This window comes from Okibacterium sp. AC114, from assembly GCF_979253355.1.
Window position 1 is genome coordinate 1 of the sequence record NZ_CEEDBR010000001.1, and the last position, 23,159, is coordinate 23,159.

At 69.2% G+C, this 23,159-nt stretch carries 22 protein-coding genes; 17 read left to right on the forward strand and 5 right to left on the reverse strand.

The annotated features are described in order from the left end of the window. From ACZ6IE_RS00005 to ACZ6IE_RS00025, 5 genes are all read left to right on the forward strand, one after another. On the forward strand, positions 1-161 hold a 161-nt coding region (locus ACZ6IE_RS00005), incomplete at its 5' end, for an SDR family oxidoreductase (protein ID WP_464608563.1). 123 nt (positions 162-284) lie between these two features. Next, positions 285-1,649, forward strand: coding sequence for an ABC transporter substrate-binding protein (locus ACZ6IE_RS00010; RefSeq protein WP_464606003.1), 1,365 nt, complete (start codon positions 285-287; stop codon positions 1,647-1,649). 135 nt (positions 1,650-1,784) lie between these two features. Beyond that, positions 1,785-2,672, forward strand: a complete 888-nt coding sequence (ypfJ, locus tag ACZ6IE_RS00015; RefSeq protein WP_464606005.1) for a KPN_02809 family neutral zinc metallopeptidase — start codon at positions 1,785-1,787, stop codon at positions 2,670-2,672. 10 nt (positions 2,673-2,682) lie between these two features. Then, positions 2,683-2,931 carry a zinc-ribbon domain-containing protein gene (locus ACZ6IE_RS00020; RefSeq protein ID WP_079726373.1) on the forward strand — a complete coding sequence of 83 codons (249 nt, stop codon included), beginning with the start codon at positions 2,683-2,685 and terminating at the stop codon, positions 2,929-2,931. Further along, positions 2,910-4,112: a putative RNA methyltransferase gene (locus tag ACZ6IE_RS00025; RefSeq protein ID WP_464606008.1), complete on the forward strand. Its 1,203-nt coding sequence runs from the start codon at positions 2,910-2,912 to the stop codon at positions 4,110-4,112. Before ACZ6IE_RS00020 ends, ACZ6IE_RS00025 begins: the two co-directional genes overlap by 22 nt. On the opposite strand, the gene crcB is transcribed toward ACZ6IE_RS00025, so the two are convergent. Continuing rightward, complete coding sequence (gene crcB, locus ACZ6IE_RS00030) at positions 4,101-4,484, reverse strand: fluoride efflux transporter CrcB (RefSeq protein WP_464606010.1); 384 nt, start codon at positions 4,482-4,484, stop codon at positions 4,101-4,103. The genes ACZ6IE_RS00025 and crcB overlap by 12 nt on opposite strands. Beyond that, positions 4,481-5,065, reverse strand: a complete 585-nt coding sequence (locus ACZ6IE_RS00035) for a fluoride efflux transporter FluC (protein ID WP_464606012.1) — start codon at positions 5,063-5,065, stop codon at positions 4,481-4,483. Before ACZ6IE_RS00035 ends, crcB begins: the two co-directional genes overlap by 4 nt. 176 nt (positions 5,066-5,241) lie before the next feature. Between ACZ6IE_RS00035 and ACZ6IE_RS00040 the strand changes: the two genes are divergently transcribed. After that, complete coding sequence (locus tag ACZ6IE_RS00040; RefSeq protein WP_464606014.1) at positions 5,242-5,733, forward strand: DUF6328 family protein; 492 nt, start codon at positions 5,242-5,244, stop codon at positions 5,731-5,733. Here ACZ6IE_RS00040 and ACZ6IE_RS00045 read toward each other — a convergent pair. Further along, positions 5,730-6,779 carry a LacI family DNA-binding transcriptional regulator gene (locus ACZ6IE_RS00045; protein WP_464606016.1) on the reverse strand — a complete coding sequence of 350 codons (1,050 nt, stop codon included), beginning with the start codon at positions 6,777-6,779 and terminating at the stop codon, positions 5,730-5,732. The two genes, ACZ6IE_RS00040 and ACZ6IE_RS00045, sit on opposite strands and share 4 nt — an antisense overlap. Before the next feature lie 123 nt (positions 6,780-6,902). Here ACZ6IE_RS00045 and ACZ6IE_RS00050 point away from each other — a divergent pair, with 123 nt between their 5' ends. The 4 genes from ACZ6IE_RS00050 (at position 6,903) to ACZ6IE_RS00065 (ending at position 11,432) form a co-directional block, all read left to right on the forward strand. Beyond that, entirely contained in the window at positions 6,903-8,168 is a 1,266-nt protein-coding gene (locus tag ACZ6IE_RS00050) for an MFS transporter (protein WP_464606018.1), read from the forward strand. 28 nt (positions 8,169-8,196) lie between these two features. Next, a complete protein-coding gene (locus ACZ6IE_RS00055) occupies positions 8,197-9,930 on the forward strand; it encodes a glycoside hydrolase family 3 protein (RefSeq protein ID WP_464606020.1) in 1,734 nt (577 codons plus the stop codon). 91 nt (positions 9,931-10,021) lie between these two features. Beyond that, positions 10,022-10,873 (forward strand): alpha/beta fold hydrolase, encoded by an 852-nt coding sequence (locus ACZ6IE_RS00060; protein ID WP_464606022.1) that lies wholly within the window; start codon positions 10,022-10,024, stop codon positions 10,871-10,873. Continuing rightward, positions 10,866-11,432, forward strand: coding sequence for a TetR/AcrR family transcriptional regulator (locus ACZ6IE_RS00065; protein WP_464606024.1), 567 nt, complete (start codon positions 10,866-10,868; stop codon positions 11,430-11,432). The genes ACZ6IE_RS00060 and ACZ6IE_RS00065 overlap by 8 nt, the downstream gene beginning before the upstream one ends. Positions 11,433-11,445: 13 nt before the next feature. Here the strand turns inward: ACZ6IE_RS00065 and manA are convergent, their stop codons facing one another. After that, entirely contained in the window at positions 11,446-12,657 is a 1,212-nt protein-coding gene (manA, locus tag ACZ6IE_RS00070) for a mannose-6-phosphate isomerase, class I (protein ID WP_464606026.1), read from the reverse strand. A 264-nt stretch (positions 12,658-12,921) separates the two neighbouring features. Beyond that, the gene (locus ACZ6IE_RS00075; RefSeq protein ID WP_464606028.1) at positions 12,922-13,704 is read right to left on the reverse strand and encodes an isocitrate lyase/PEP mutase family protein; all 783 of its coding nucleotides are present in this window, start codon (positions 13,702-13,704) and stop codon (positions 12,922-12,924) included. Between the two features lie 173 nt (positions 13,705-13,877). Between ACZ6IE_RS00075 and ACZ6IE_RS00080 the strand changes: the two genes are divergently transcribed. The 7 genes from ACZ6IE_RS00080 to ACZ6IE_RS00110 all read left to right on the forward strand — a co-directional run bounded on the left by ACZ6IE_RS00080 (position 13,878) and on the right by ACZ6IE_RS00110 (position 23,026). Then, the gene (locus tag ACZ6IE_RS00080) at positions 13,878-14,912 is read left to right on the forward strand and encodes an NADPH:quinone reductase (protein ID WP_464606030.1); all 1,035 of its coding nucleotides are present in this window, start codon (positions 13,878-13,880) and stop codon (positions 14,910-14,912) included. After that, positions 14,909-15,790, forward strand: a complete 882-nt coding sequence (locus ACZ6IE_RS00085) for an aldo/keto reductase (protein WP_464606032.1) — start codon at positions 14,909-14,911, stop codon at positions 15,788-15,790. Before ACZ6IE_RS00080 ends, ACZ6IE_RS00085 begins: the two co-directional genes overlap by 4 nt. A gap of 399 nt (positions 15,791-16,189) precedes the next feature. Continuing rightward, entirely contained in the window at positions 16,190-17,401 is a 1,212-nt protein-coding gene (locus tag ACZ6IE_RS00090; protein ID WP_464606034.1) for a sensor histidine kinase, read from the forward strand. Beyond that, positions 17,401-18,018 (forward strand): response regulator, encoded by a 618-nt coding sequence (locus ACZ6IE_RS00095; protein ID WP_464606035.1) that lies wholly within the window; start codon positions 17,401-17,403, stop codon positions 18,016-18,018. The genes ACZ6IE_RS00090 and ACZ6IE_RS00095 overlap by 1 nt, the downstream gene beginning before the upstream one ends. A gap of 174 nt (positions 18,019-18,192) precedes the next feature. After that, positions 18,193-19,215, forward strand: a complete 1,023-nt coding sequence (locus ACZ6IE_RS00100; protein ID WP_077054528.1) for a 3-oxoacyl-ACP synthase III — start codon at positions 18,193-18,195, stop codon at positions 19,213-19,215. An 8-nt stretch (positions 19,216-19,223) separates the two neighbouring features. Continuing rightward, positions 19,224-22,055 carry an alpha/beta fold hydrolase gene (locus tag ACZ6IE_RS00105; protein WP_464608564.1) on the forward strand — a complete coding sequence of 944 codons (2,832 nt, stop codon included), beginning with the start codon at positions 19,224-19,226 and terminating at the stop codon, positions 22,053-22,055. Beyond that, the gene (locus tag ACZ6IE_RS00110; protein ID WP_464606037.1) at positions 22,052-23,026 is read left to right on the forward strand and encodes an NAD-dependent epimerase/dehydratase family protein; all 975 of its coding nucleotides are present in this window, start codon (positions 22,052-22,054) and stop codon (positions 23,024-23,026) included. The genes ACZ6IE_RS00105 and ACZ6IE_RS00110 overlap by 4 nt, the downstream gene beginning before the upstream one ends. Positions 23,027-23,159 lie beyond the last annotated feature (133 nt).

Sequence of the window (23,159 nt, forward strand, 5' to 3'; positions counted from 1 at the left end):
GCCCCGGAGACGCCCGAGAGATCGCCGCGGCCATCGCTTTCCTGGCTTCGCCGCAGGCCTCGTATGTCACGGGTGCCTCTCTCGTGGTCGACGGCGGCATGCTGCAGATGGGGCCGCAGGCGGGTTCGCACCTCGAGACCGACGAGTGGCGGAAGGGCTGATCGCCGGTCGAAAACGAGACCGGCTCGCATCCGCTGGCAGAGAAGCGCTGGCAATGAAAGGGATTGACCAGCGCTTCTCCGCTGTGGTTGTTAAGAAGTAGTTTCGAAAGAAGTGAGGGACACGTGAAGAAGTCACAGAAGACTCTGCTCGCCGTCGGGGTCGCGACCGCCCTGGTCGCACTCGCGGGATGCTCCGGCGGGGGCAACGACACCGCCGCCGCCGATTTCACCACCACGCCGACGGGCACGCTCAACGCCTGGGGCTTCGACAACGCGGACGACGTGGGCACCAGCCGCCTCGACTACGCGAAGGCGCAGCTGAAAGACATCGACATCAAGATCGACCAGACCGCCTTCGATGCGCAGAAGTTCACCACGCGCGCCGCGAGCGGTTCGGTGCCGGACATCGTGCAGATGGACCGCCAATTCGTGGGCACCTACGCCGCGCAAGGCCTCATCCAGCCCCTCGACAAATGCTTCGCGGCGGGCGACGTCGACGCCGACGAGCGCTGGTACGAGAACGTGGTCGACGATGTCACCTACGACGACCAGATGTGGGGTGTTCCGCAGTTCTACCAGCCGCCCGCAATCATCCTGAACAAGAAGGTCATGGATGCCGCGGGCGTCACGGCCGACCAGATGGACACCTCGAAACCCGACGTCCTCATCGAGGCCGCCAAGAACATGTACAAGGAATCGGGCGGCAACCCGACCACCATCGGCTTCGACCCGGTCGCGACCGGCCAGGGCGAACTGTGGATGCTGGGCTACGGCGGCCAGGTCATCGACGACGACGGCAAGCCCACGCTCGACGACCCGAACAACGTCAAGGCGATCGAGTTCTTGACCGAGCTGGCCGACGCGCAGGGCGGCTTCGCCAAGATGAAGAGCTTCTCGGACTCCTTCGACACGTTCGGCGACAACAACCAGTTCGTGGCCGACCAGGTCGGCGCGCAGCTGAACGCGCAGTGGTACGTGAACGTGCTCTCGCCCTATGCCGACCAGGTCGAGATCGAGGCCGTGCCCTTCCGCGACCAGGACGGCGAGCCCTTCTCGGTCACCGGCGGCACCGCGTTCGTCATCCCGACGGGCGCCAAGAACCCGTCGGCCGCGTGCCAGTGGGCCCTCGATCTGACCTCGCAGGACGCCTGGATGGCCGCGGGTGAGGCCCGAGCCGACACCATCGCCGCAAAGCCCGGCGCCATCAACACGGGCCTCTTCACCGGATCGCCCGAAGCCGACAAGGCCGTGCGCGAGAAGTTCGTCGGAGACAGTGGGAACGCCGGATTCGACCAGACGATCTCGACGTTCTACGACGTTGCCGCCGAGGGCCGTTCGTTCGGTTCCTCGCCGGCCGGTCAGGCCATCAAGAGCGAGCTGAACAACGCCATCACGTCGGCGCTGCTGGGCGACAAGACGCCCGAGAAGGCGCTCGAAGACGCGCAGGCCGCCGCCATGACCGCCTACACCCAGGCGGGCGGGCAATAGCCGATCACGCTCGATCACGAGGGGTGGGATGCTGCGCGGGCTGCGGCATCCCACCCCTCGTTCGTGCCCGAAACAGTGCCGGTCGGGCCGCGCAACCCCTCCCCGGGTGGTTCGGGAAACAGGTAACTTCGGGGGATGACTTTCAACGACAACGCGCGCCTCGATACGTCCAAGGTGTCGAAGCGCGGCCGCAACACCGCGATCGCCGGCGGTGGCGGCGCGGTCGTCGTGGTGGGGCTGTTCATCCTGTCGCAGCTGCTGGGTGTCGACCTCACGGGGCTCGTGGGCGGCGGCGGTGTCGGCGGGGGCAGTTCGTCACAAGAGGTCGCGCTCGACTGCGAGACCGGGGCCGACGCCAACGAGCGCACCGACTGCCTGGTGGTCGGCGCCTCGAACTCGCTCGACGACTACTGGGCCGAGGCTTCGCCCGCCGTGCTCGGTGCCGCCTATCGGTCGCCCGCCGACGTGAACCTCTTCAGCCAGGGCATCTCCACGGGTTGCGGCCAGGCATCCAGCGCCACGGGCCCGTTCTACTGCCCCGCCGACGAGCAGATCTACGTCGACCCGTCGTTCTTCGAGCAGCTGCGCACGCAGTTCGGCGCGTCTGGCGGGTCGCTCGCGCAGATGTACGTCATCGCGCACGAGTGGGGCCACCACATCCAAAAGGTCACGGGCGTGTTCGATCGCACCGACCGTGGAGGCTCGGGCCCGGCATCCGATTCGGTGCGCACCGAGTTGCAGGCCGATTGCTACGCGGGTGCCTGGGCGAAATTCGCGTCGACCACCGAGGATGCGTCGGGCCAGGCCCTGCTCAAACCCTTCACCGACGAGCAGATCGCGGATGCCCTGAATGCGGCGTCCGTCATCGGTGACGACCGCATTCAGGAACAGTCCTCGGGCCAGGTCGACCCCGACAGGTGGACGCACGGCTCGAGCGCCTCGCGCCAGAAGTGGTTCACCGCGGGTCTCGACGGCGGGCCGCAGGCGTGCGACACGTTCGCCGTCTCGGCCTCGGAACTGTAGGGGCGCGCCCGTGCTCCTCATCTTCGGAAGCCGCGTGACCGAGAGCATCGTCAACGTCGTCACCTTCGTCTGCGCCGTGTGCAACGTGCGGGCGCCGCAGCAGGTCATCAAACGTGCCAACCGCTTCACGCTGTTCTTCGTGCCCCTGTTCTCGTTCTCGAAGAAGCACGTCAACCGGTGCACCAATTGCGGCGCCGAGACGCAGCTGAGCGCCGAGCAGGTGCAGCACTCGCTGGAGTGGAGCGCCTCGCAGCGCTGAGCTTTCCGCCGCGCCCGGCCCCCGGTCGCACCATCGAGCGCGTGGGAGGATGGATCGACCTCGAGGAGACTTCGACCGTGACATCCGGCAGCGAGCACGCAGAACGCGCGGCGACCACCGCGACGGGTTCGTTCTCTCGAACGACCGCGACGCCGGCTGCGTCGGCGTCGGCCAACCGTGCGCGGCGCGGTTCGCTCTCACGGGTGATCGATGCGCTCGCGTGCCCCGTCTGCGGCGAGGCGATCGCCGTCAACGACGACGAGACTGCGCTGACCTGCGCCGCCGGACACGGTTTTGACGTCGCGAAACAGGGCTACGTGTCGCTGCTTCGCGGGGGCGGAAACGCGGGGACAGGGGATAACGCGGATATGGTCGCGGCGCGCGACGCCCTCCTCGGCCGCGGCCACTACGAGCGCATCGCCGATGCCGTGGCCGCCGCTCTCGCGACCGTGCCTTCTTCCGGGGTGGGCGAGGACGCCGACGCCGACGCCGACGCCGAGGCCGAGGCTCCTGCTCGCGCGCCGGCGCCGACCCCCGTGAGCCGGCAGGGGTTCGTGGTCGACCTCGCGGGCGGCACGGGCTACTACCTCGATCGCGTCTTGCGAGCCCATCCCGAGATGCGCGGCATCGACATCGACCTGTCGAAGTTCGCCGCCCGCCGCGCGGCCCGCCGTGGCACTCCCGACGGTGATGTCCCCTCGCCGACGCTGGCCGCGATCGTGGCGGATGTGTGGCAACCGCTGCCCCTGCAAACGGGTGTGGCCGCCGCCATCCTGAGCATCTTCGGGCCGCGCAACAGGCCCGAGATCCTGCGCGTGTTGCAGCCGGGCGGACGGCTCGTCGTCGTCACGCCGACTGCCCGCCACCTGCGCGAACTCGTGGGCCCGCTCGGCATGATCGGCGTCGACGATCGCAAACAGGAGCGCCTGGCCGCCCAGCTCGACGGGTTTACCGATCTGTCGTCGATCGTCGTCGAATACGAGACGTCGATGAGTCACGCGGATGTCCTGAACGACGTGCTCATGGGTCCGAGCGCCCACCACGTCGACGAGGATGTCTTGGCCGAGCGGGTTGCGCGCCTGCCCGAGCCCGTCAGCGTCACCGTTTCGGTGACCGTGACCACGGCGTTCGCTCCGCGCCGAAACCGGCTCCTGGGCGCGCCCTCGACGTCAGAGGGCTGAGCCGAGAAGGAGCCCGGCGGTGGCGAAAAGCACGCAGACCGCGAGCATCCCGAAGCCGTTGAGGGCGGCAGCGCCGAAACGTCGCTCCTGCAGCAGGCGGACCGTCTCGAAGCTGGCCGTGCTGAAGGTCGTGTAGCCGCCGAGGAATCCCGCCCCCACGACGGCGTGCAGCGTTTCGGGAAGAAGCTGCGCCGCGGTGAGCCCCACGACGAGGCCGAGCAGGAGCGAACCCGTCGCGTTGATGAGGAAGGTGCCGACCGGGAACGTCGTGCGCGATGCCGTTCGGGCGCGAACGACGCCGTCCAGCACGAACCGGGCGGCGGCACCGAGACCACCCGCGAGGGCTATGGCGATGAAGAGCAGCGGGGTCACGAGTCACCTGCGCGTTCGCGGGGCACAGCCGGGCGCGGGCCGCCGGCGGGGGAGTCTGCGGCTAGCGGGCGACTGCCCGCGTGTGGTGCGCCGCGACTGCCGATCCACATGCCCAGGGCGCTCGCCGCGCCGCCGATGACGATGCTGCCGACCGCATAGGCGGCGCCGGTGAGTTGCTGGCTCGTCGAGCCGCTCGTGAGCAGCCCCGCGGTGTCGGCGGCGAGGGCGCTGTAGGTGGTGAACCCGCCGAGAACACCTGTGCCGAAGGTCACGCGCAGGGTGCGGCGGCGTCCGACATCGGGGCCCCGTGCCGTGAGGGCGGCGAGCAGGATGCCGAGCACGAAGGCGCCGCCCACGTTGATGAGGCCGACGGTCAGGGGAAGGCCCGGGGCCGCGGAGCCGATCGCTCCGTCGGTGCCCGAGGTCTGCACGGGAAAGGCCAGCGTCAACGCCTCGCGCGCGGCCGTGCCGACGGCCCCGCCGACCGCGACCAACGCGATGAGCGACCACTGCAGATGCGCGGGCTTCTCGGTGCCGGCGGGCAGCCCGTGCACACCGGATGTCGATTCCCGCTCGTCCACGTGTCTCCCAACCCACGGCCGCACGCACGCGATCCGTCGATCTTCCCACCTTCGCACGGCCCCGACAATCGTGGTGCCACGCCCGCGCGAGCTCCGCCCGACGGGACTAAACTTCTGGCCCAGCGGTGGCGAGGTCCGCGCCCGATCGCCGCCCGAGACACCGAGGGAGGCGTCACATGCAGACGACGATGGATGCCGCGCCGAACGACGGCCGCAACGAGACACCCAACGAGCGTTCCGACCGCAACTGGGACGAGCTCATGCAGGAGTTCCGGGTGCTGCAGACGGGCACGCAGATCCTCGCCGGCTTTCTCGTCACGCTCCCGTTCCAGGCGCGCTTCACGAAGCTCGACACGTTTGAGGTGACGACCTATCTGGTGCTCGTGTTCCTGGCGGCCGCGGTCACGCTGCTCGCCCTCGCGCCGGTCGCCCTGCACCGCCTGTTGTTCCGCCGCGGGGCGAAAGCCGTGCTCGTGACGGCGGCCAGCCGCATCCTGATCGTGTGTCTCGCTCTCGGCTCGTTGCTGTTCGGCGGCGTCGCCATGTTCGTCTGCGATTTCGTGATCGGGCGCACCGCCGGAATCGTCGCGGGCGCCGGCATCCTCATCGTCGTCACGGTCATCTGGGTGGTCGTGCCGCTCATCCTGCGACGCGCGAGGAATTCTTAGGCGCCGACAGGGGAAACCGAGGACTCCCGAGGGATGACCTCGGTGGCGAGCTCGTGTCGCACATGGGGTACGTCTTCGCCGTGGATGGCCTGAAGCAGGAGCCGGACCGCGGTGGAACCGAGTTCGCGATAGGGCTGTCGCACGGTGGTGAGCGGGGGGTCGACGAGTCGCGCGGCCCGTTCGTCGTCGAAGCCCGCAACGGCGACGTCTGCGGGGATCGCCAACCCGTGCTTCCGCAGCGTGCGGTATGCGGGCGGGGCCATCAGATCGGCAATGCAGAAGAGCCCATCGATCCGGGCGCCGCGGGAGAGGAGTGTGTCGAACTCGGGCCAGGTAACGGCGGTCTCGGCAAAGGGCTGTGCGACATCGATGATGAGTTCCTCGTCTACTGTGAGGCCCGCTTCGGCGTGGGCGTCTCGATATCCCGCCTCGCGCTCGTCGATGAAGAGTCCCGCACCCCATTGCCTGTCCGACGGCTCCAGCGTGCCCCGCAGAAGCGCGATCGATGATCGACCCTGTTCGATCAGATGCGCGACGACGGCTTTGGCGCCCTCGCGGTTGCGGGGGGAGACGGTGGGGAACTGGATGACGGGAGCCGTGTCATCGATCGCTACGGCGGGCAGGCCGATGTCGTCACATGCTTTTCGCACGGTCGCCTGATCGGGGACGCTGATGACGATGACGCCCTCTGTCGGCATGCTGGCGAGACCATCGACGACGGATGCTGCCCCTCCCTCCATTCCCGCGATCGGGTGCACCATCAACTGATATCCCGCCTCGGCCGCGGCGTCGGATGCTGCATGGATGACCGGCTCCCACCAACCCCAGGCCTCATCGGGGACGATTGCGCTGATCGCGTGGAAGCCGCCCCCGCGGAGGGCGCGAGCGGCGATGGACGGGCGATAGCCGAGCTGCTGAGCCACGTCGCGCACCCGTTGCCTCGTGGCGGCGCTCACGTCGGGGTGATCGCCGAGCGCGCGTGAGACCGTTGCGGCCCCGACCCCGGCCACCCGCGAGACGTCGGCGAGGGTAACGCGCTTGTCCATTCGAAATCTCCAGCCTCGCGCATGATGTTGACTCATCGCGTGAACGTGTCTTAGTCTACCGAAAGCGATTCCGGTAACGCTACCGGTAGCGATTCCAAAACCGTGCTCAACGAAGAGGCCCGCATGTCACACACCGCAACAACCGGCACCCCCGCTCTCCCCAAACCACCCGTCGGGGCCGGCTTCATCGCCATCTATGCGCTCGCGATGTTCGGCATCTGGATGTCGATCAACCTCCCGGCGTCGGTCACCCTCGCGCTGCGCATCTCCGAGATCGACCCCGCGGGCAAGACCACGAGCTACTCGGTTGCCGCGGGCATCGGCACGCTCACCGCCCTGATCGCCAACCCCCTGTTCGGTCGGTTGAGTGACCGCACACGCAGTCGATTCGGCCGCCGCCGCCCCTGGATCGTCATCGGTATGGCCGGCACCATCGTGGGCGCCGCTGTCATCGGCCTTAGTGACTCGATGGCTCTGCTCCTCCTGGGATGGATCATCATGCAAGCCTTCGTGAACGCCGCGATCGCCGCGGCGTTGGCGATCGTCGCCGACCGCGTGCCCGAAGCGCAGCAGGGGCTCGTCGGCGCGCTGTCGGGGATGGCGGCATCCGGTTCGCTCCTCTTCGGGGTCTTCTTCGTGCAGTGGTTCCCGTCGAACGTGCTGGCGCAGTTCGGGTTCCCGGTCGTTGCCGCGATCGTGTTCGGCGGGCTGCTGGTTCTCGTCTTCCGCGACGACACTCCGGCGGGCGACGACATCGGCCCGTTCAGCGTGCGCGAATTCTTCGGCAGCTTCTACGTGAATCCGCGTCGCTCGCCCGATTTCGCCCGATTCCTCGTGACGATGTTCCTCGTCTCGTGCGGGTACGGAGTGGTCTCGACCTACACGGTCTACATCCTGCAAGACCGCATCAAGATCGCGGAGGATCAGTTGCCGGGCGTGATCACCCTCGCCTACGTGATCCCGGGCATCCTCGCCGTTCTGTTCGCGCCGCTAGCCGGATGGCTCAATGACAAGACCGGCCGCCGCAAACTGCTCTTCGCCGCGACCGCCGTCGTCACGGCGGCCGGAATCGTCGTCATCACGATGGCCGACGGTGTCGGTCCGTTCCTGGTCGGCGTGAGTCTGGTGTCCGGAGTCGGGGCGGGGATGCTCTACGGCAGCTATATCGGCTTCGCGATCGCCACCATGAACGACCCGCGCACGTCGGCGCGAGACCTCGGTGTGACGAATATCGCGTTCACCCTGCCCTTCTCGATCATGCCGTTCGCGGCACCCCTCCTGCTCGGAGTCGGCAACGGCGAACCGAACTACGCCCTGCTGCTTCTGGTCAGCGGTGCGCTCACGCTCGCCGGCATCATCCCGATGCTCTGGATTCGCTCGACGCGCTGACGCCGACCTCACACGAACGGAAAGTCTGATGAACGACTACCTCGACCCCACTCTGCCCCTCGACCGTCGCGTGGACGATCTGGTGAACCGGATGACCGTCGCCGAGAAAGCGGCTCTGCTCTTCCACCCGTCGACCGAGCCCGGGGGAGGGACGCTCACCGACGCCGAGGCAGTGGATATGGCATCCGTCAACGTCGTCGAACGGGGCATCACGCATTTCAATGTTCTCGGTGGGCGTGACAGCACAGCCGTGGCCGAATGGTCAAACACGCTGCAGGAGCTCGCTTCGAGCACCCGGCTCGGAATTCCGATCACCCTCTCCACCGACCCGCGTCACGGGTTTCGCGACAACCCCTTCACCGGGCAGGCGCTCGACAGCCTGTCGCGCTGGCCGGAGACCACGGGTATCGCGGCCATCGGTGACGTAGAGGCGGCCCGGACCTACGGTGAGGTCGTGCGCCGGGAACTGATCGCCCTGGGCATCCGCGTCTATCTCGGTCCGATGGCCGACATTTTCAGCGAACCGCGGTGGTCGCGCGGCTTCGGCACCTTCGGCGAGGACCCCGAGCGTGTCGCAGAACTCACCATCGCCTTCATCGAAGCCCTGCGGGGCGGCCCGCAGCTCGGGCCCGAATCCGTGGCCGCGGTCGTCAAGCACTTCCCCGGGGCGGGCCCTCAGTTGAAGGGCGACGATGCGCACGACCCCCGCTACCCGGAGCAGGTCTACCCGGGCGGGCAGCAGGAACTGCACCTCCGTCCGTTCGAGCGGGCATTCGCTGCCGGTGTCACGCAGGTCATGACCTATTACGGCAAACCCGTCGGAACAGAGTGGGATGAGGTCGGCTTCGCGTTCAATAGCCCGGTGGTCAAGGACATCCTGCGTCGCCGCCTCGGCTTCGATGGCATCGTCGTCACCGACTGGAACCTGCTCGAGAGCGAAAAGATCGGCGGCATGGACTTCGGCCCGAACGGGTGGGGTCTCGAGCATCTGTCGCCGCGAGATCGAGCACGCATCGCTCTGGAGGCCGGCGTGGACCAGTTCGGTGGCGACCGTAACCCGTCCCTCATCGAGGAGCTGGTCGACCGGGGCGACGTCAGCGAGGAGCGTCTCGACGAGTCCGCGCGTCGGCTGCTGCGTGAGAAGTTCCGGCTCGGATTGTTCGAACACCGCCGCGTGGATGCGTCGCGCGCTCGCGAGGTCTGCGGTTCTGCCGAGAACGTCGCCCTCGGGGCTGCCGCGCAGCGGGATTCCCTGGTGCTTCTCGCCGCGTCGGATGGCGGCGGTGTGCTGTCCAAGGACGCGGCCGTGTTCGTCGAGGGCTTCGCGGATACCGCGGGGCTGAACGTCGTCGACCGGCCGGAAGCGGCAGATGCCATCCTGGTGAGACTCGATGCGCCGTTCGAGCCGGGTCGTGGCTCGATGGCCGACTTCTTCCACGGCGGCAGCCTCGCGTTCCCGACCGAGACCGTCGAGCGCATCGCCGCCTATGCCGAGCACGCCCCCGTCTTCCTGTCGGTGTTCCTCGAGCGGCCCGCGATCGTCGGGCCGTTGATCGAGCACGCCGGGATGCTGATCGGTGACTTCGGTGCGAGCGACCAGGTGGTCGTCGGCGGGTTCCGGGGGGAGTTCCCGTTCTCGGGCATCCTGCCCTTTGATATCCCGTCGTCGATGGAAGCGGTCGAAGCATCCCGCGAGGACGTGCCCTTCGATACGGTGGCTCCACTCTTCCGGGCGGGGTATGGGCTCTCCGCCCCGGCGTGATCGGACCAGGTTTTCAGACGCCGGTTGACACCTGTGGCTAACGCTGTTAGTTTCTAGCTAACGGCGTTAGCCGAACCGACAGGAGTCCACCATGACCGAGTTCCTCGCCCTCGACGAAGGCACCCTCGCCTACGACATCGCCGGCTCCGGCCCGCTCGTCGTCCTCGCTCACGGCATGGGCGATAGCCGCGAAGCCTTCCGCTTCATCGCCCCCGCACTCGTGGCGGCGGGCTACCGCGTCGCCTCGGTCGACCTGCGCGGCTGCGGTGAATCCAGCGTCGATTGGCCCACCTACACCCGCACGGCCATCGCGGGCGATCTGCTCGCCCTCGTGCGTCACCTCGGTGGCCCGGCGGTGCTGGTCGGGCACTCCATCGCGGGCGGCGCCGTCAGCATCGCCGCCGCCGACGCCCCCGAGCTCGTCACCGCGGTCGTCGAACTCGGCCCGTTCACGCGCAAGCAGAAGATCCACCTCGGCGACTTCGGTGTGGCTCGTTACCGCCGCGGCGCGCTGCACCTCATCGGCACGACCATGCTCGGCAGCACCCGTCAGTGGGCGAAATACCTCGACGTCGCCTACCCGGGCGCGAAACCCGCCGACTGGTCCGCGCGCCTCGGCGAGATCACGACCTCGCTCGAGCAGCCCGGCCGCATGAAAGTGCTGCAGAAGATGGGGTCGCTGCCGCCCGTCGATGCCGGCGAGGCCCTGCCGCGCGTCACACGCCCCGTGCTCGTCATCCAGGGCTCCGACGATCCTGACTGGGTGTCGCCCCGTGCCGAAGGCGAAGCGATCCTCGCCGACCTGCCCGCGGGACTCGGCCAGCTGACCGTGATCGAGGGCGCCGGGCACTACCCGCACGTCGAGGCGCCGCATGAGACACTCGAGGCGATGCTCCCCTTCCTCAGCACGATCGCCCCCACCCGCAACGGTTCGCATGCCTAGGGCGGGCCTCGACCGGTCATCCGTCATCGCGGCAGGCGCCGACCTGGCCGACGAGATCGGCTTCGCGGCGCTCAGCATGGGGGCGCTCGCCCAGCGCGTCGGGGTGCGCACGCCGTCGCTCTACAAACACGTCGAGAACCAGGCCGACCTCAACCGTGCGATCGCGACGTTGGCGCTCACCGAGGCGGGCGAGGCGATGGGCGCCGCCATCCAGGGGCTCGCGGGCCGGGATGCGCTCGCCGCCGCGGCGCACGCGCTCCGGAGCTTCGCGCTCGAGCATCCGGGTCGCTATGCCGCCACCGTGAGTTTCGAGCCGCTCAGCCCCGACGACCCCCTGGCTCTCGCCGCCGCAGAGGGCCTGCGCCCCCTGAGAGCCGTGTTGCAGGGGTACGACGTTGCGCCCGAGCAGTCGACCCACGCCTTGCGCGCCGTGCGCAGCATGTTCCACGGGTTCGCCAGCATCCAGTCGACGGGCGGCTTCCGCTGGGCCGAAGACGTCGACGACAGCTTCGAGTGGCTCATCGATCTGGTCGACCGCGGCCTGCGGTCGCAGAACTAAATAAGCGCGAGCGCTAGCGTCCCTGCGTCGTGGCGACGAAAACCGTTCCGCTGCCCGTGAAGACCAGCCGCCCCTCATCCGGTGTGACGAAGGCGTATTGCCCGCGGTCGAGGGTTGTCGATCCGTGTTCGCCGGTGAGCGTGACCTGGCCATCGGTGACGATCGCGATTGCTGGGCCAGGCAGGTCGAACTCAGGAGTCGCCGAAGACTCATGAGCGTTTACGTCGGCCCGCAGCAGCTCGAAGTCCGGCACATCCCATGGCACGAAAAGGTCGAGGCCATCGGCAAGGGCGGTCGGTTCGAGCCGCGGCACGGGGCGGGGCTCGAAGTCGAGCACGTCGAGCAGCTCGGGCACGTCGACGTGCTTCGGAGTCAGCCCGCCGCGCAGCACGTTGTCGCTCGCGGCCATGAGCTCGATGCCGATGCCATCCAAATAGGCGTGGATGTTTCCGGCGGGAAGGAACAGGGCCTCGCCCGCGCTCAGCGTCACCAGGTTGACGAGCGTCGCCACGACGATGCCCGGGTCGCCCGGGTACTCCTCGGCCAGGCGCGCCACGAGGGCCCGCTCGGCCGCGAAATCGGAGGATGTGTCGCCGCCCGCGGCCGCGGCCACGACCGCGCTCACGAGATCCTGCGCCGGCTCGCCGAGCACGCGCGCAACCGTCGTGCGCAATCCATCCGGGGCTGCCAGGCTCTCGCGCAAACCCTCGACCTGCGCACGCTGCTCGGCCGTGGGCGCGGTCGATGCGAGATCAGCCAGCAGGGCGTCGGTGCCCGATAGCTCGCGAAAACCGCACAGCGCCTGGAATCCGTCGCGCAACGCGACGATGAGCTCGGGTTTGTGCAGGCGATCCTTGTAGTTGCGGTGGGCGGCATCGATCGGGATGCCGCGCCGCTCCTCGTCGTCGAAACCCTCACCGGCGCGCGCCAACGACGGGTGCGCCTGCAGCGACAGCGGATGCGCCGCGGCGAGAATCTTGAGCAGGAACGGCAGCTCGTCGAGCTCGCCGAGCGCCGTGCGCGGGTCGCTCGCGAACCAGTCGGCGAGGTCGGCGTGTTCGCTCACGGGCGCCCCGGACGCAATGGGCGTCGGCCGGCCGTCGTGAGCGCCCAACCACAGCTCCGCCTCCGGCGCACCGGATGGCGTCGTGCCGAGCAGCGCGGCCATCGCCGTGGTCGACCCCCACGCATAGTCGCGGGGTGTGGCGTCGAGGGGGACGAACATGTTTTGCGGTCCTCTCAGGGGAGCTGCGCTCGCGCGGACGCCGCAACGGTCGCTGCCCCTCGAGGGGCGGTCCACTGCGGCCACTTCCCAGCACGATACAGGACCGGCCCGACGCGGTGCAGGGTGCGTGAGGGGCGCGCGAACTGCCGCAAACGAAAATCACCCCCGTGAGCCGAAGCTCAGAGGGGGGTGATGTCTGATGCCAGAGAATCTAGCGCAAGCCGCTGGTCCGCGGCTGAACAGACGCGGACGAACGAGCCAGGATCAGTTGAGGGCCGGCGTGTCGGTGGGGATGACGCCTCCGCCGTACAGGTCGCTCGCGAGGTTCTGCAGCGCCCGCAGGGCCACGCGCTGCGTGAACGGTCCGTAGGAGACGCGCGCCACGCCGAGTGCCTCGAGCTCCGGGGCCGGCAGGGCGCCGGGTGCGCCGATGACGGACAGCTTGCCCGCTCCGAGCCCCTCCACGAGTCGTTCGATGGCCTCGCGGTCGAGTGCGCCGGGCACGAAGACGAGGGCCGCACCCTGGTCGAGGAACGCCTTGCCCCGGGCGATGGCATCCTCGATGCTCTCGTGGGCCGGGCGGTCGCCGCCGCGCACGATGGCGTCGGTGCGGGCATTCAGCTGGAAGGCGACACCTTCCTGCTCGGCCGCGCGCATGATGGCGCTGACGCGCTGCACCGACTCGTCGAAGGGACGCAGGCGGTCCTCCACGTTGGCGCCCACGACGCCGAGCGCGATGGCACGGCGAATGGTCTCGGCGGGGTCGGTGTAGCCGTCGTCGAGGTCGGCGGTGACGGGGAGGTCCACGGCATCCACCACGGTCTTCACGCCCGCGAGTGCCACGTCGAGCGGCATGCCGCCGTCTTCATAGCCGTAGCTCGCGGCGATCGAGTGCCCCGCGGTGGCGATGGCGGATGTCTGGGGCAGTGCCGCGACGGCCTTCGCGCTCACGGCATCCCACACGTTGACGACGCTCAGAATCTTCGCGTCCTGGTGCAGCGCCTGCAACGCGAGCGCACGGTCTTTGGTCACCTGTTCAGTAGTCATGCTCCAGCGTTACACCCGGATGCCTCGGCGGGCAACGGGCTGAACAACCTTCAGCTTCCTGGGCTATGACAGAGGTGGTGCACTTCGCGGCGCTCGGAATTGTGACCGGGCATGCCGCGTTGCCGACACTGACGGGCCCGTCGCCCGCCCATCGTTTCGTTGAGGAGGAAGACGTGAAGGCTGTTCAATACCGACGCACGGGAGACTCGAGCGTTCTCGAGCTGGTCGACAGGCCGGTGCCCGACGTCTCGAAGGGCGAGGTGCGCGTGCGCATCGTCGTCTCGGGCGTGAACCCCACCGACTGGAAGTCGCGCGCCGGCTCGGGTTCGAGCGACGAGTTCGACACCCCGAAGGTGCCCAACCAAGACGGGGCCGGTTTCGTCGACGCGATCGGCGACGACGTCGAACACGTGCGCGTGGGCGACCCCGTGTGGGTGTGGGACGCCGCGTGGCAGCGCGACGACGGCACCGCGCAGGAGTATGTGGTGCTGCCCGAATACCAGGTGGTTCCGCTGCCCGACGAAGCCCTGCTCGATGTGGGCGCCTCGGTGGGGATTCCCGCTCTGACCGCCCACCGCGCGCTCACGGCATCCGAAACCCTGCCCGACCGCCTCACCCCCGCGAGCTTGCATGGCCGCACGATTCTGGTCACGGGAGGCGCCGGGGCCGTCGGTCACGCCGCCATCCAGCTCGCCGTCTGGGCCGGTGCCACCGTCATCACCACGGTCTCGAGCGACGAGAAGGCCGCCCTGGCGCGTGCGGCCGGCGCTCACCACATCATCAACTACCGCACCGAGGATGTCGCAGCCCGCGTGCGCGACATCGCCGCGGGTGGCGTCGACGTGATCGTCGACGTGAACCCCTACGCCAACCTCGAGGCCGACCTCGCGGTCATCGCGCCCTCCGGCACCATCTCCCTCTACGCCACCGACTCGAGCGAGCCGCTCGCGGTGCCGTTCCGGGAAAGCATGGTCAAGAACATCCGCTTCCAATTCATCCTCACTTACACGACGACGAGCACGCAGAAGCAGAACGCCGTCGACGCCATTTCGGATGCCATCGCCGACGGCGCGCTCGCGGTGGGCGAGGAGGCCGGCCTGCCGCTGCACCGTTTCGCGCTCGCCGAGACCGCCCAGGCGCACGACGCCGTCGAGAACAATACGGTCGGCAAGGTGCTGATCGACGTGACCCAGAAGGAGAACCGATGACCGACACCACCAACACCGGCACCGAACGCCCCGCCGCAGCATCCGGCACGTTCACCCTGGGCGGGGACCTCACGGTCAACCGCCTCGGCTACGGCACCATGCAGCTCACGGGTGACGGCGTCTGGGGTGAACCGCGCGACCGCGACGAGGCCATCCGCGTGCTGCGCCGCGCCGTCGAACTCGGCGTGAACCTCATCGACACGGCCGACGCCTACGGCCCTTATGTGACGGATGCTCTCATCCGCGAGGCCCTGCATCCCTACACCGACGACCTCGTCATCGCCACGAAGGTGGGCTTCACGCGCCAGGGCCCGGGCGAGTGGATTCCCGTCGGCCGCCCCGAGTACCTGCGCCAGCAGACCGAACTCAACCTGCGCCACTTGGGCATCGAGCGCATCGACCTGCTGCAGCTGCACCGCATCGACCCGAAGGTGCCGCTCGAGGAGCAGCTCGGCGAGCTGAAGAAGCTTCAGGATGAGGGCAAGGTGCGCCACATCGGCCTGTCCGAGGTGAGCGTCGACGAGCTGCAGGCGGCCCAGAAGGTCGTCGACATCGTGTCGGTGCAGAACCTGTTCAACCTGACCAACCGCAAGTCCGAGGCGCTGCTCGACTACGCCACCGAGAACGGCATCGGGTTCATTCCGTGGTTCCCGCTGGCCACGGGCGAGCTCACCAAGGAGGGCGGCCCGCTCACCGAGATCGCCGCCTCGCACGGGTCGACCCCGAGCCAGCTCGCCCTCGCGTGGCTGCTGCGCCGCTCACCCGCCATGCTGCCCATCCCGGGCACGTCGAGCGTCGCCCACCTCGAGGACAACCTGCAGGGTGCGCTCATCGAGCTGAGCGACGACGAATACCAGACGCTGGATGCCGTCGTCTAAACGCTGAGTCGTCCGCAGACGCAGAGAGAGCGGGGCCGCCTCCCCAGGCGATCCCGCTCTCTCTGTGCTCAACGACAAAGTCGGAGCTGTTCCGGCACATCGGAGGCTCCCCCCATCGATTCCCCATCGATAGATCTCCGACGGCCGGCGCCGTCTCGCGCCCGATCGGGGCCGGGGCGGTGCTAGCGCTCGAAACATAACACCGCGTCTGCGCCCGTCGGGAGCAGAATGTCCCGCTTCGGCGCCGTTTCGGGCCGAAAGTAGGGCGTTCGTCTCACAAAATGTGACTTTAGATGTAGTCCGCCCCGCCGCTCGATGTGCACTTCGCGCGGCACTGAGACATCATCGATGAAGGGGGAACGGTGTCGTCCCCCGCGGATCACGATCGGGGGAGGCGAGATGAGCGAAACGGAACACGGCGCACGAGCCGCGAGCCATGCGCCCGGGAAGCCCGCTTCCGCCTCGACGTCGTCGGTCCACCCGCCGCACCGGGAGACGATCGACCGCATCATCGGCGACCTCATCGGGGCGCTCGAGGAGCGCGGCAGCTCGCTCGCGACGGAAGGTGCCCTCGACCCGATCTTCGAGGAGCAGGCACGCTCGATCCTGACCGAATCGTTGGTGCTCACGCATCCGGATGACGGCACCCCCGTCACCTCACCCGTCGCCGTCGACTATGCCAGTGCCGCCGACTTCGACCGCGTCGGCCGCCTGCGGGCGACCCAGAACGCCGACCCCGCCGAGAACCTCATGGCCGCCGAGGTCATCTACTTCGTCGCGCTGCCCGTGCTCGTCGAGCTCTACGTCGATACATCAGCCCCCGCCGCGGATGCCGTCGCCCTCACCCAGCGCATCGCCAACACGTTGCATCACGCGCTGTGGCGTCGCTTCCCGCCGGGCGCCATCGCCTACGTCGAGGGTTTGCGCGTGCAGCTGGCGCAGGCCGACCAGGACTCGCGCAAACGCATCTCGCGCGCCCTGCACGACCACGTCGCCCACGGCATCGCGGCGGGTCTGCAGCGCGTCGAACTGAGCTCGATCGCGGGCGACCTCGGCCACCTCGACGACGCCGTCGAGATCCTGCGCACGACACTCGAAGACGTGCAGGGCATGGCGTTCGACATCCGCCAGCTCGTGGGCACGGCCTTCCTCGACGAGGCGATCAAGAACTACCTCGACCACTCGCGATCGATTCCTCCGGCGCCCGAGTTCACCACCGCGGGCACGCCCGTGCGGCTCGCCCCCGATGTGGGCGAAGAGACCTTCACGATCGTGCTCGAGGCGATCCGCAACGTGCGCAAACACGCACGCGGCGCCTCCCGCATGCACGTGTCGACCGAGTGGCTCGACGAGAGCGTGGTCGTGCGCGTCACCGACAACGGTCCGGGCTTCGACCCCGCCGTGCGCCGCGGCGGGTCGCTCGGCCTCGTCGGCATGCAAGAACGTGCGGATGCCATCGGCGCCACGCTCGAGATCGACAGCTGTTCGGCCGGCACCCGCATCCGCCTCGACGTTCCGACCGTCCCGTCGGCGCCCCCGACCCGGGCGGCTTCGCCCGAACCAGCCGCTCCCGAGCCGTCTCGGTGCACGCGGCCGAGGGACGACGTCTGATGACGAAACCCGCCGCCCCCGTCATCCGGCTTGCCATCGCCGACGACCACGACCTGTTCCGCGACGGCATCGTCGCGATCCTCGGCCACGACCCCCTCGTCGACGTGGTCGCCGAGGCCTCGGACGGCCACGATGCGCTGCGCGTGGCGATCGCGCACCGCCCCGATGTGCTGCTCCTCGACGTCGAGATGCCGGGCCCCGGCGCGGCAACCACGGTGCGCCGCATCCGCCGCCACGCCCCCGAGACGCGCATCGTCGTGCTCACCATGCACCGCGACGCCATGCTCACCGAGTCGCTGCGCCAGGCCGGCGCCGCCGCCTACCTGACGAAGACCATGCCGAGCGCCGACCTGTTGCGCGCCGTGCACGCCGTCGCCGCGCGCACCGACCAGACCGCCGTCGGCGCCGACGTGGGGCTCGTGTCGCCCCGCGAATACGAGGTGTTGCGCCTCATCGCGCTCGCGCGCTCCAACGCCGAGATCGCGCGCGAACTGTCGATCACCGAGGGCACGGTCAAGCGGCACACCAGCAACCTCTACGCGAAGCTGGGCGCCACCTCGCGCATCGACGCCGTGCGCCGGGCCCTGCTGCTGGGTGTGCTCGGCCACGACGACTAATCGCACCGCGCGCAAGCCCCAGGCCGTGAGCATCCGGCGCCCAGGGAAACGTGGGAAAATGAGCGGATGCCCGAGTAATCCCCATTCCTCTCGGTGCATGGGAAATACGGAACAATTGACCGGTGGCGTGTGTTTTCACCCGCGACCAGACCAATAACTCGATAGGACTATCCGTTGGACGGAAACGCAACGACGACTCACAGCAACGTCGCACTGCTGTCGGTGGCGACCACGATCGCCCCCCGCATCACGACGAGTGAAGACATCGACAGTCGGTTGCAGCCGGTTCTGAAGAAGCTGAAGCTGCCTCAGGGTCTGTTGCAGCGGGTCGCCGGAGTGCTCGAGCGCCGCAACTGGGACGAGGGCCAGAACTTCGACGACGCCGCGGTCGCCGCGGGCAAGAAGGCGCTCGCCGAGGCGGGCATCGAGCCGTCGCAGATCGGCCTCATCATCAACACGTCGGTCACGCGCAAGCACCTCGAGCCGTCCGTCGCCGTGCGCATCCACAACGGACTCGGCCTGCCGTCGTCGGCCATCAACTTCGACATCGCGAACGCGTGCCTCGGCTTCGTCAACGGCATGTCGCTGGCCGCGCAGCTCATCGAGTCCGGCCAGATCAAATACGCCATGATCGTCGACGGCGAAGACGCCGACGAGATCCAGGTCAACACCATCGAGCGCCTCAGCAAGGGCGGCATCGGCCGCAAAGAGTTCATGAGCGAGTTCGCCAGCCTCACGCTCGGTTCGGGTGCCGCGGCCGCCGTCATCGGCCCCGCCGACCTGCACCCAGAGGGTCACCGCATCCTCGGCGGCGTCACGCGCGCGGCCACCCAGTTCAACGAGCTGTGCGTGGGCAGCGTCGACGGCATGTTCACCGACGCCAAGGCCCTGCTGAAGGGCGGCATGGAACTCGTCGTCTCGGCGTGGAAGGAAGCGAAGCGCGACTGGAACTGGTCGAGCATGGACCGCTACATCCTGCACCAGGTCAGCGAGGTGCACACCAACGCCATCGTCAAGGCCGCGCACATCGACCGCAGCAAGGTGCCCGTCACCTACCCGCACTACGGCAACGTCGGGCCCGCCTCCATCCCCATCACTCTCGAGGCCGAGAAAGACACCCTGAAGAAGGGCGACCGCGTGCTGCTCATGGGTGTGGGCTCTGGCCTCAACACCGCCATGATGGAAATCGCGTGGTGACAGACCGGATGCCGGGTGCCGCACGCACCCCGGCGCCCGCGTCGATGCCACCCCAGGGCCTGCCGGGGCTCGACTCCCGCTTCTCCCGCATCGTCCTCGTTCCCGATTCGGGTGACGCCATCGGCACCACACGCGGATGGCATGCGCTCGACAACGGCGCCGAGCTCGCGCGTCTGGGCGTCACGCCCGTCGGCACCATCCTGTGCGTGCACGGCAACCCCACCTGGTCCTACCTGTGGCGCGAGCTCGTGCAGCAGGCCACGGATGTCGCGGCCACGGGTTCGGGTGACGCCTGGCGCGTCATCGCGGTCGACCAGCTCGACATGGGCTTCTCGGAGCGCACCGGCGTGCACCGTCCGCTCGCGCAGCGCGTGCGCGACCTCGCCGACTTCACGCACGCGATCGGGCTCGAGGGCCCCGTCGTCACGCTCGGCCACGACTGGGGCGGCGTCGTCTCGATGGGCTGGGCGGTCGACCATCCCCAGCTCCTCAGTGGCCTGATGCTACTGAACACCGCCATCCACCAGCCGTCCGATGCGCCCATCCCGGCGCCGTTGCGGCTCGCTCTGGCGCGCGGCGTGCTCGGTCAGGCGACCGTGGCGACCCCCGCCTTCCTCGATACCACGTTGGCGCTCGGACATCCGGCCGTCTCACGCGCTGTGAAGGACGCCTATCGCGCTCCGTATCGTGGCGCCGCCCGACGCGGGGGCATCGGCGGTTTCGTCGCCGACATCCCGGTGGATGCCTCGCACCAGAGCTTCGCTGAGCTGAGCCGCATCTCGTCGGCCCTGCGCCGCCTGACGGTGCCCGCCGTCATGCTGTGGGGCCCGCGCGACCCGATCTTCAGCGACCGTTACCTCGACGACCTGATCGACCGCCTGCCGCACGCCGATGTGCACCGCTTCGAGGGCGCCGGGCACCTGATCGCCGAGGACGTCGACTATGCCGGGGCCCTGCTCACGTGGCTCGGCGATAACGCGGGCCGCGTCACGGCCGGCGCTTCCTCTGACCGATCGGCCGACACTTACGTCGATTCCCTTGCCGACGGCTCGAAAGCGGTTGCGGCCGAAGCTGCGCCGCGCGTCGCCGAATCGGATGCTGCGACATCCGCCCGGCCCTTGTGGCACTATCTCGACGAGCTGGGCGAGAGCCACGAGACCGCCCTGGTCGAGATGAACCCCGGAAACGGCGCAGAGCCGCGTGTGGTCAGCTGGAAGCTGCTGTCGCGGCGCGTGCGCGAGATCGCCGCCGGCCTGGCCGGTGTGGGCGTGAAGAAGGGCGACCGCGTGTCGCTGCTCGTGCAGCCCGGTGCCGACCTGACGGCCGTTCTGTATGCCTGCCTGCGCCTCGGTGCGGTCGTGGTCGTCGCCGATGCGGGCCTCGGGCTGCCCGGTCTGACACGAGCCATTCGTGGCGCTCAGGCCGACCATGTGATCGGCGCGGCCCCCGGGCTCGCCGCCGCGCGCGCCCTCGGCTGGCCCGGCCAGAAGATCTCGGTCGCGACGTTCCCGCGCGCGGTCGCCCGTGCGCTCGGCATCTCGCACACGCTCGCCGAACTGGTGCGCGACGGGCGCGGCAAGACGCTGCCCGCGGCGCCCGCTCCGAGCGACACCGCCGCCATCCTCTTCACATCGGGTTCGACGGGTCCCGCGAAGGGCGTCGTCTACAGTCACGCCCAGCTCGGCGCCATCCGCGACACCTTGGCCGCCCAGTACGGCGTCGGGGTCGGCACGGGCTTGGTCGCCGGGTTCGCGCCGTTCGCGCTGCTCGGCCCGGCCTTAGGCGCCCGCTCGGTCACGCCCGATATGGACGTCACCTCACCGAAAACCCTCACCGCCACGGCCGTCGCCCAGGCCGCGGCGGCCGTCGATGCGACAGTCGTGTTCCTGTCACCCGCCGCCGTCACGAATGTCGTCGCCACCGCGGATGCCCTCACCGACGCCCAGCGCGACGCCCTCGCCGGCGTGCAGACGTTCCTGTCGGCCGGCGCCCCCGTCTCGGAGGCGCTCCTCGCCGCCGCGGCCGACCTCATGCCCAACGCGAGCGCGCACACGCCCTACGGCATGACCGAGGGCCTGCTCATGACGGACATCTCGCTCGACGGCATCCGCGACGCCGCCGCATCCCGAACGGCCGGCGGCGTGTGCGTGGGAACCCCCGCGGCATCCGTGCAGGTGCGCATCAGCGCGCTCGACGACCTCGGGCAACCCGTCGGCGAGCCCACGACCGAAGCCGGTGTCACGGGCGAGATCGTCGTCTCGGCCCCGCACCTCAAGAGCAACTACGACCGGCTCTGGATGACGGATCGCGCCTCGCGCGTGGGCACCGACTCCGCGTTCGCCGACCGCCGTGACGCCGACCACCGCGATGGGGATGCCTCACCCGGGGCCTTCTCGGCCGCTGCCGCCGCGGCATCCACCAGCACCCGCTGGCACCGCACGGGCGATGTCGGACACCTCGACGAGGCCGGCCGCCTGTGGGTCGAGGGTCGCCTGCCCCACGTCATCGCCACACCGGACGGCGTCGTCACCCCGGTGGCGCCCGAGCAGCGCGTCGAATCGCTCGACCGTGTCGCGCGCGCCGCCGTCGTCGGTGTCGGTCCACGCGGCACGCAGCAGATCGTCGTGATCGTCGAGACGGCCTCGCCCGCGCGGCGGGTGGCGCTGGCCGATCGTGAGCTCACCTCATCCATTCGGGCGGTTGCCGGTGTGCCCGTGGCGGCCGTGCTCGAGGTGCCGCGCCTGCCCACCGACATTCGGCACAACTCGAAGATCGACCGCAGCGGCCTGTCGCGTTGGGCCGCCGACGTGCTCGCGGGCGGACGGATGCGTCAGCCGTGAAGGTTCTCGTCACGGGGGCATCCGGTCTGCTCGGCGCAGCCACGGCGCGCGCGATCGCCGCTCATGGCCACACGGTGCGCACGTTCCAACGCCGCCCGTCGGGCCTCGCGGGTGAGCCCGGTTTCGAAGACCACCTCGGTTCGGTGACGGATGCCGCAGCCACCGCCCGCGCCGTCGACGGTGTCGATGCCATCGTGCACCTGGCGGCCAAGGTCTCGCTCGCGGGCGACCCCGCAGACTTCCGTCGCGTCAACGTGGGCGGCACGGGCATGCTCCTGAACGCCGCCCGCATCGCCGGTGTCGAGCGTTTCGTCTTCGTGTCGTCGCCGTCGGTCGCGCACTCCGGCTCGTCGATCGTGGGGGACGACGCTCTAGCCGCCGACCCCGAGCGTGCGCACGGCGACTACGCCCGCACCAAGGCCGAGGCCGAACTGCTCGCCCTCTCCCACGACTCGGATGCCTTGCGCGTCGTCGTCGTGCGCCCGCACCTCGTGTGGGGCCCGGGGGACACGCAACTCATCGAGCGCGTCGTCGACCGCGCGCGTTCGGGCCGACTGCCCATCCTCGACAACGGCGCCGCGCTGATCGACAGCGTCTACGTCGACAACGCCGCCTCCGCCATCGCGGCCGCCCTGCGACGCGTGGACGCTGTGCACGGCAACTCTTATGTGGTGACCAACGGCGAGCCCCGCCCGGTCGCCGACATCCTGGCGTCGATCTGCGAGGCCGCCGGCGCGCCGGTGCCCGCCTGGCGTGTGCCCGCATCGCTGGCACGCGCGGCGGGTTCGGCCGTCGAGGCGCTGTGGTCGGTCAAACCCGGTGTCGACGAACCGCCCATGACGCGCTTCCTCGCCGAGCAATTGTCGACGGCGCACTGGTTCGACCAGCGGCGCACGCGTCGCGACCTCGAGTGGACGCCCGAGGTGTCGCTCGACGAGGGCTTCCGGCGACTCGCCGCGTCTTACCGCTAGGGGAGCGGCGCCGGGCGACTCGCGAGCCCCGGTGTCGGTGGCCTGTTGTAACATTCTGGGATCCCCACACTGCGCCGTCGGAACATTTTGATGGTGCATCGCGCCCCGCGGGGGGAGAATGAAACGGCCCGGC

Coding starts and splice junctions, on each gene's coding strand:
- ypfJ (WP_464606005.1), top strand. CDS start 1,785: ATGACTTTCAACGACAACGCGCGCCTCGATACGTCCAAGGTGTCGAAG.
- ACZ6IE_RS00040 (WP_464606014.1), top strand. CDS start 5,242: ATGCAGACGACGATGGATGCCGCGCCGAACGACGGCCGCAACGAGACA.
- ACZ6IE_RS00045 (WP_464606016.1), bottom strand. CDS start 6,779: ATGGACAAGCGCGTTACCCTCGCCGACGTCTCGCGGGTGGCCGGGGTC.
- ACZ6IE_RS00050 (WP_464606018.1), top strand. CDS start 6,903: ATGTCACACACCGCAACAACCGGCACCCCCGCTCTCCCCAAACCACCC.
- ACZ6IE_RS00055 (WP_464606020.1), top strand. CDS start 8,197: ATGAACGACTACCTCGACCCCACTCTGCCCCTCGACCGTCGCGTGGAC.
- ACZ6IE_RS00060 (WP_464606022.1), top strand. CDS start 10,022: ATGACCGAGTTCCTCGCCCTCGACGAAGGCACCCTCGCCTACGACATC.
- ACZ6IE_RS00065 (WP_464606024.1), top strand. CDS start 10,866: ATGCCTAGGGCGGGCCTCGACCGGTCATCCGTCATCGCGGCAGGCGCC.
- manA (WP_464606026.1), bottom strand. CDS start 12,657: ATGTTCGTCCCCCTCGACGCCACACCCCGCGACTATGCGTGGGGGTCG.
- ACZ6IE_RS00075 (WP_464606028.1), bottom strand. CDS start 13,704: ATGACTACTGAACAGGTGACCAAAGACCGTGCGCTCGCGTTGCAGGCG.
- ACZ6IE_RS00085 (WP_464606032.1), top strand. CDS start 14,909: ATGACCGACACCACCAACACCGGCACCGAACGCCCCGCCGCAGCATCC.
- ACZ6IE_RS00090 (WP_464606034.1), top strand. CDS start 16,190: ATGAGCGAAACGGAACACGGCGCACGAGCCGCGAGCCATGCGCCCGGG.
- ACZ6IE_RS00095 (WP_464606035.1), top strand. CDS start 17,401: ATGACGAAACCCGCCGCCCCCGTCATCCGGCTTGCCATCGCCGACGAC.
- ACZ6IE_RS00105 (WP_464608564.1), top strand. CDS start 19,224: ATGCCGGGTGCCGCACGCACCCCGGCGCCCGCGTCGATGCCACCCCAG.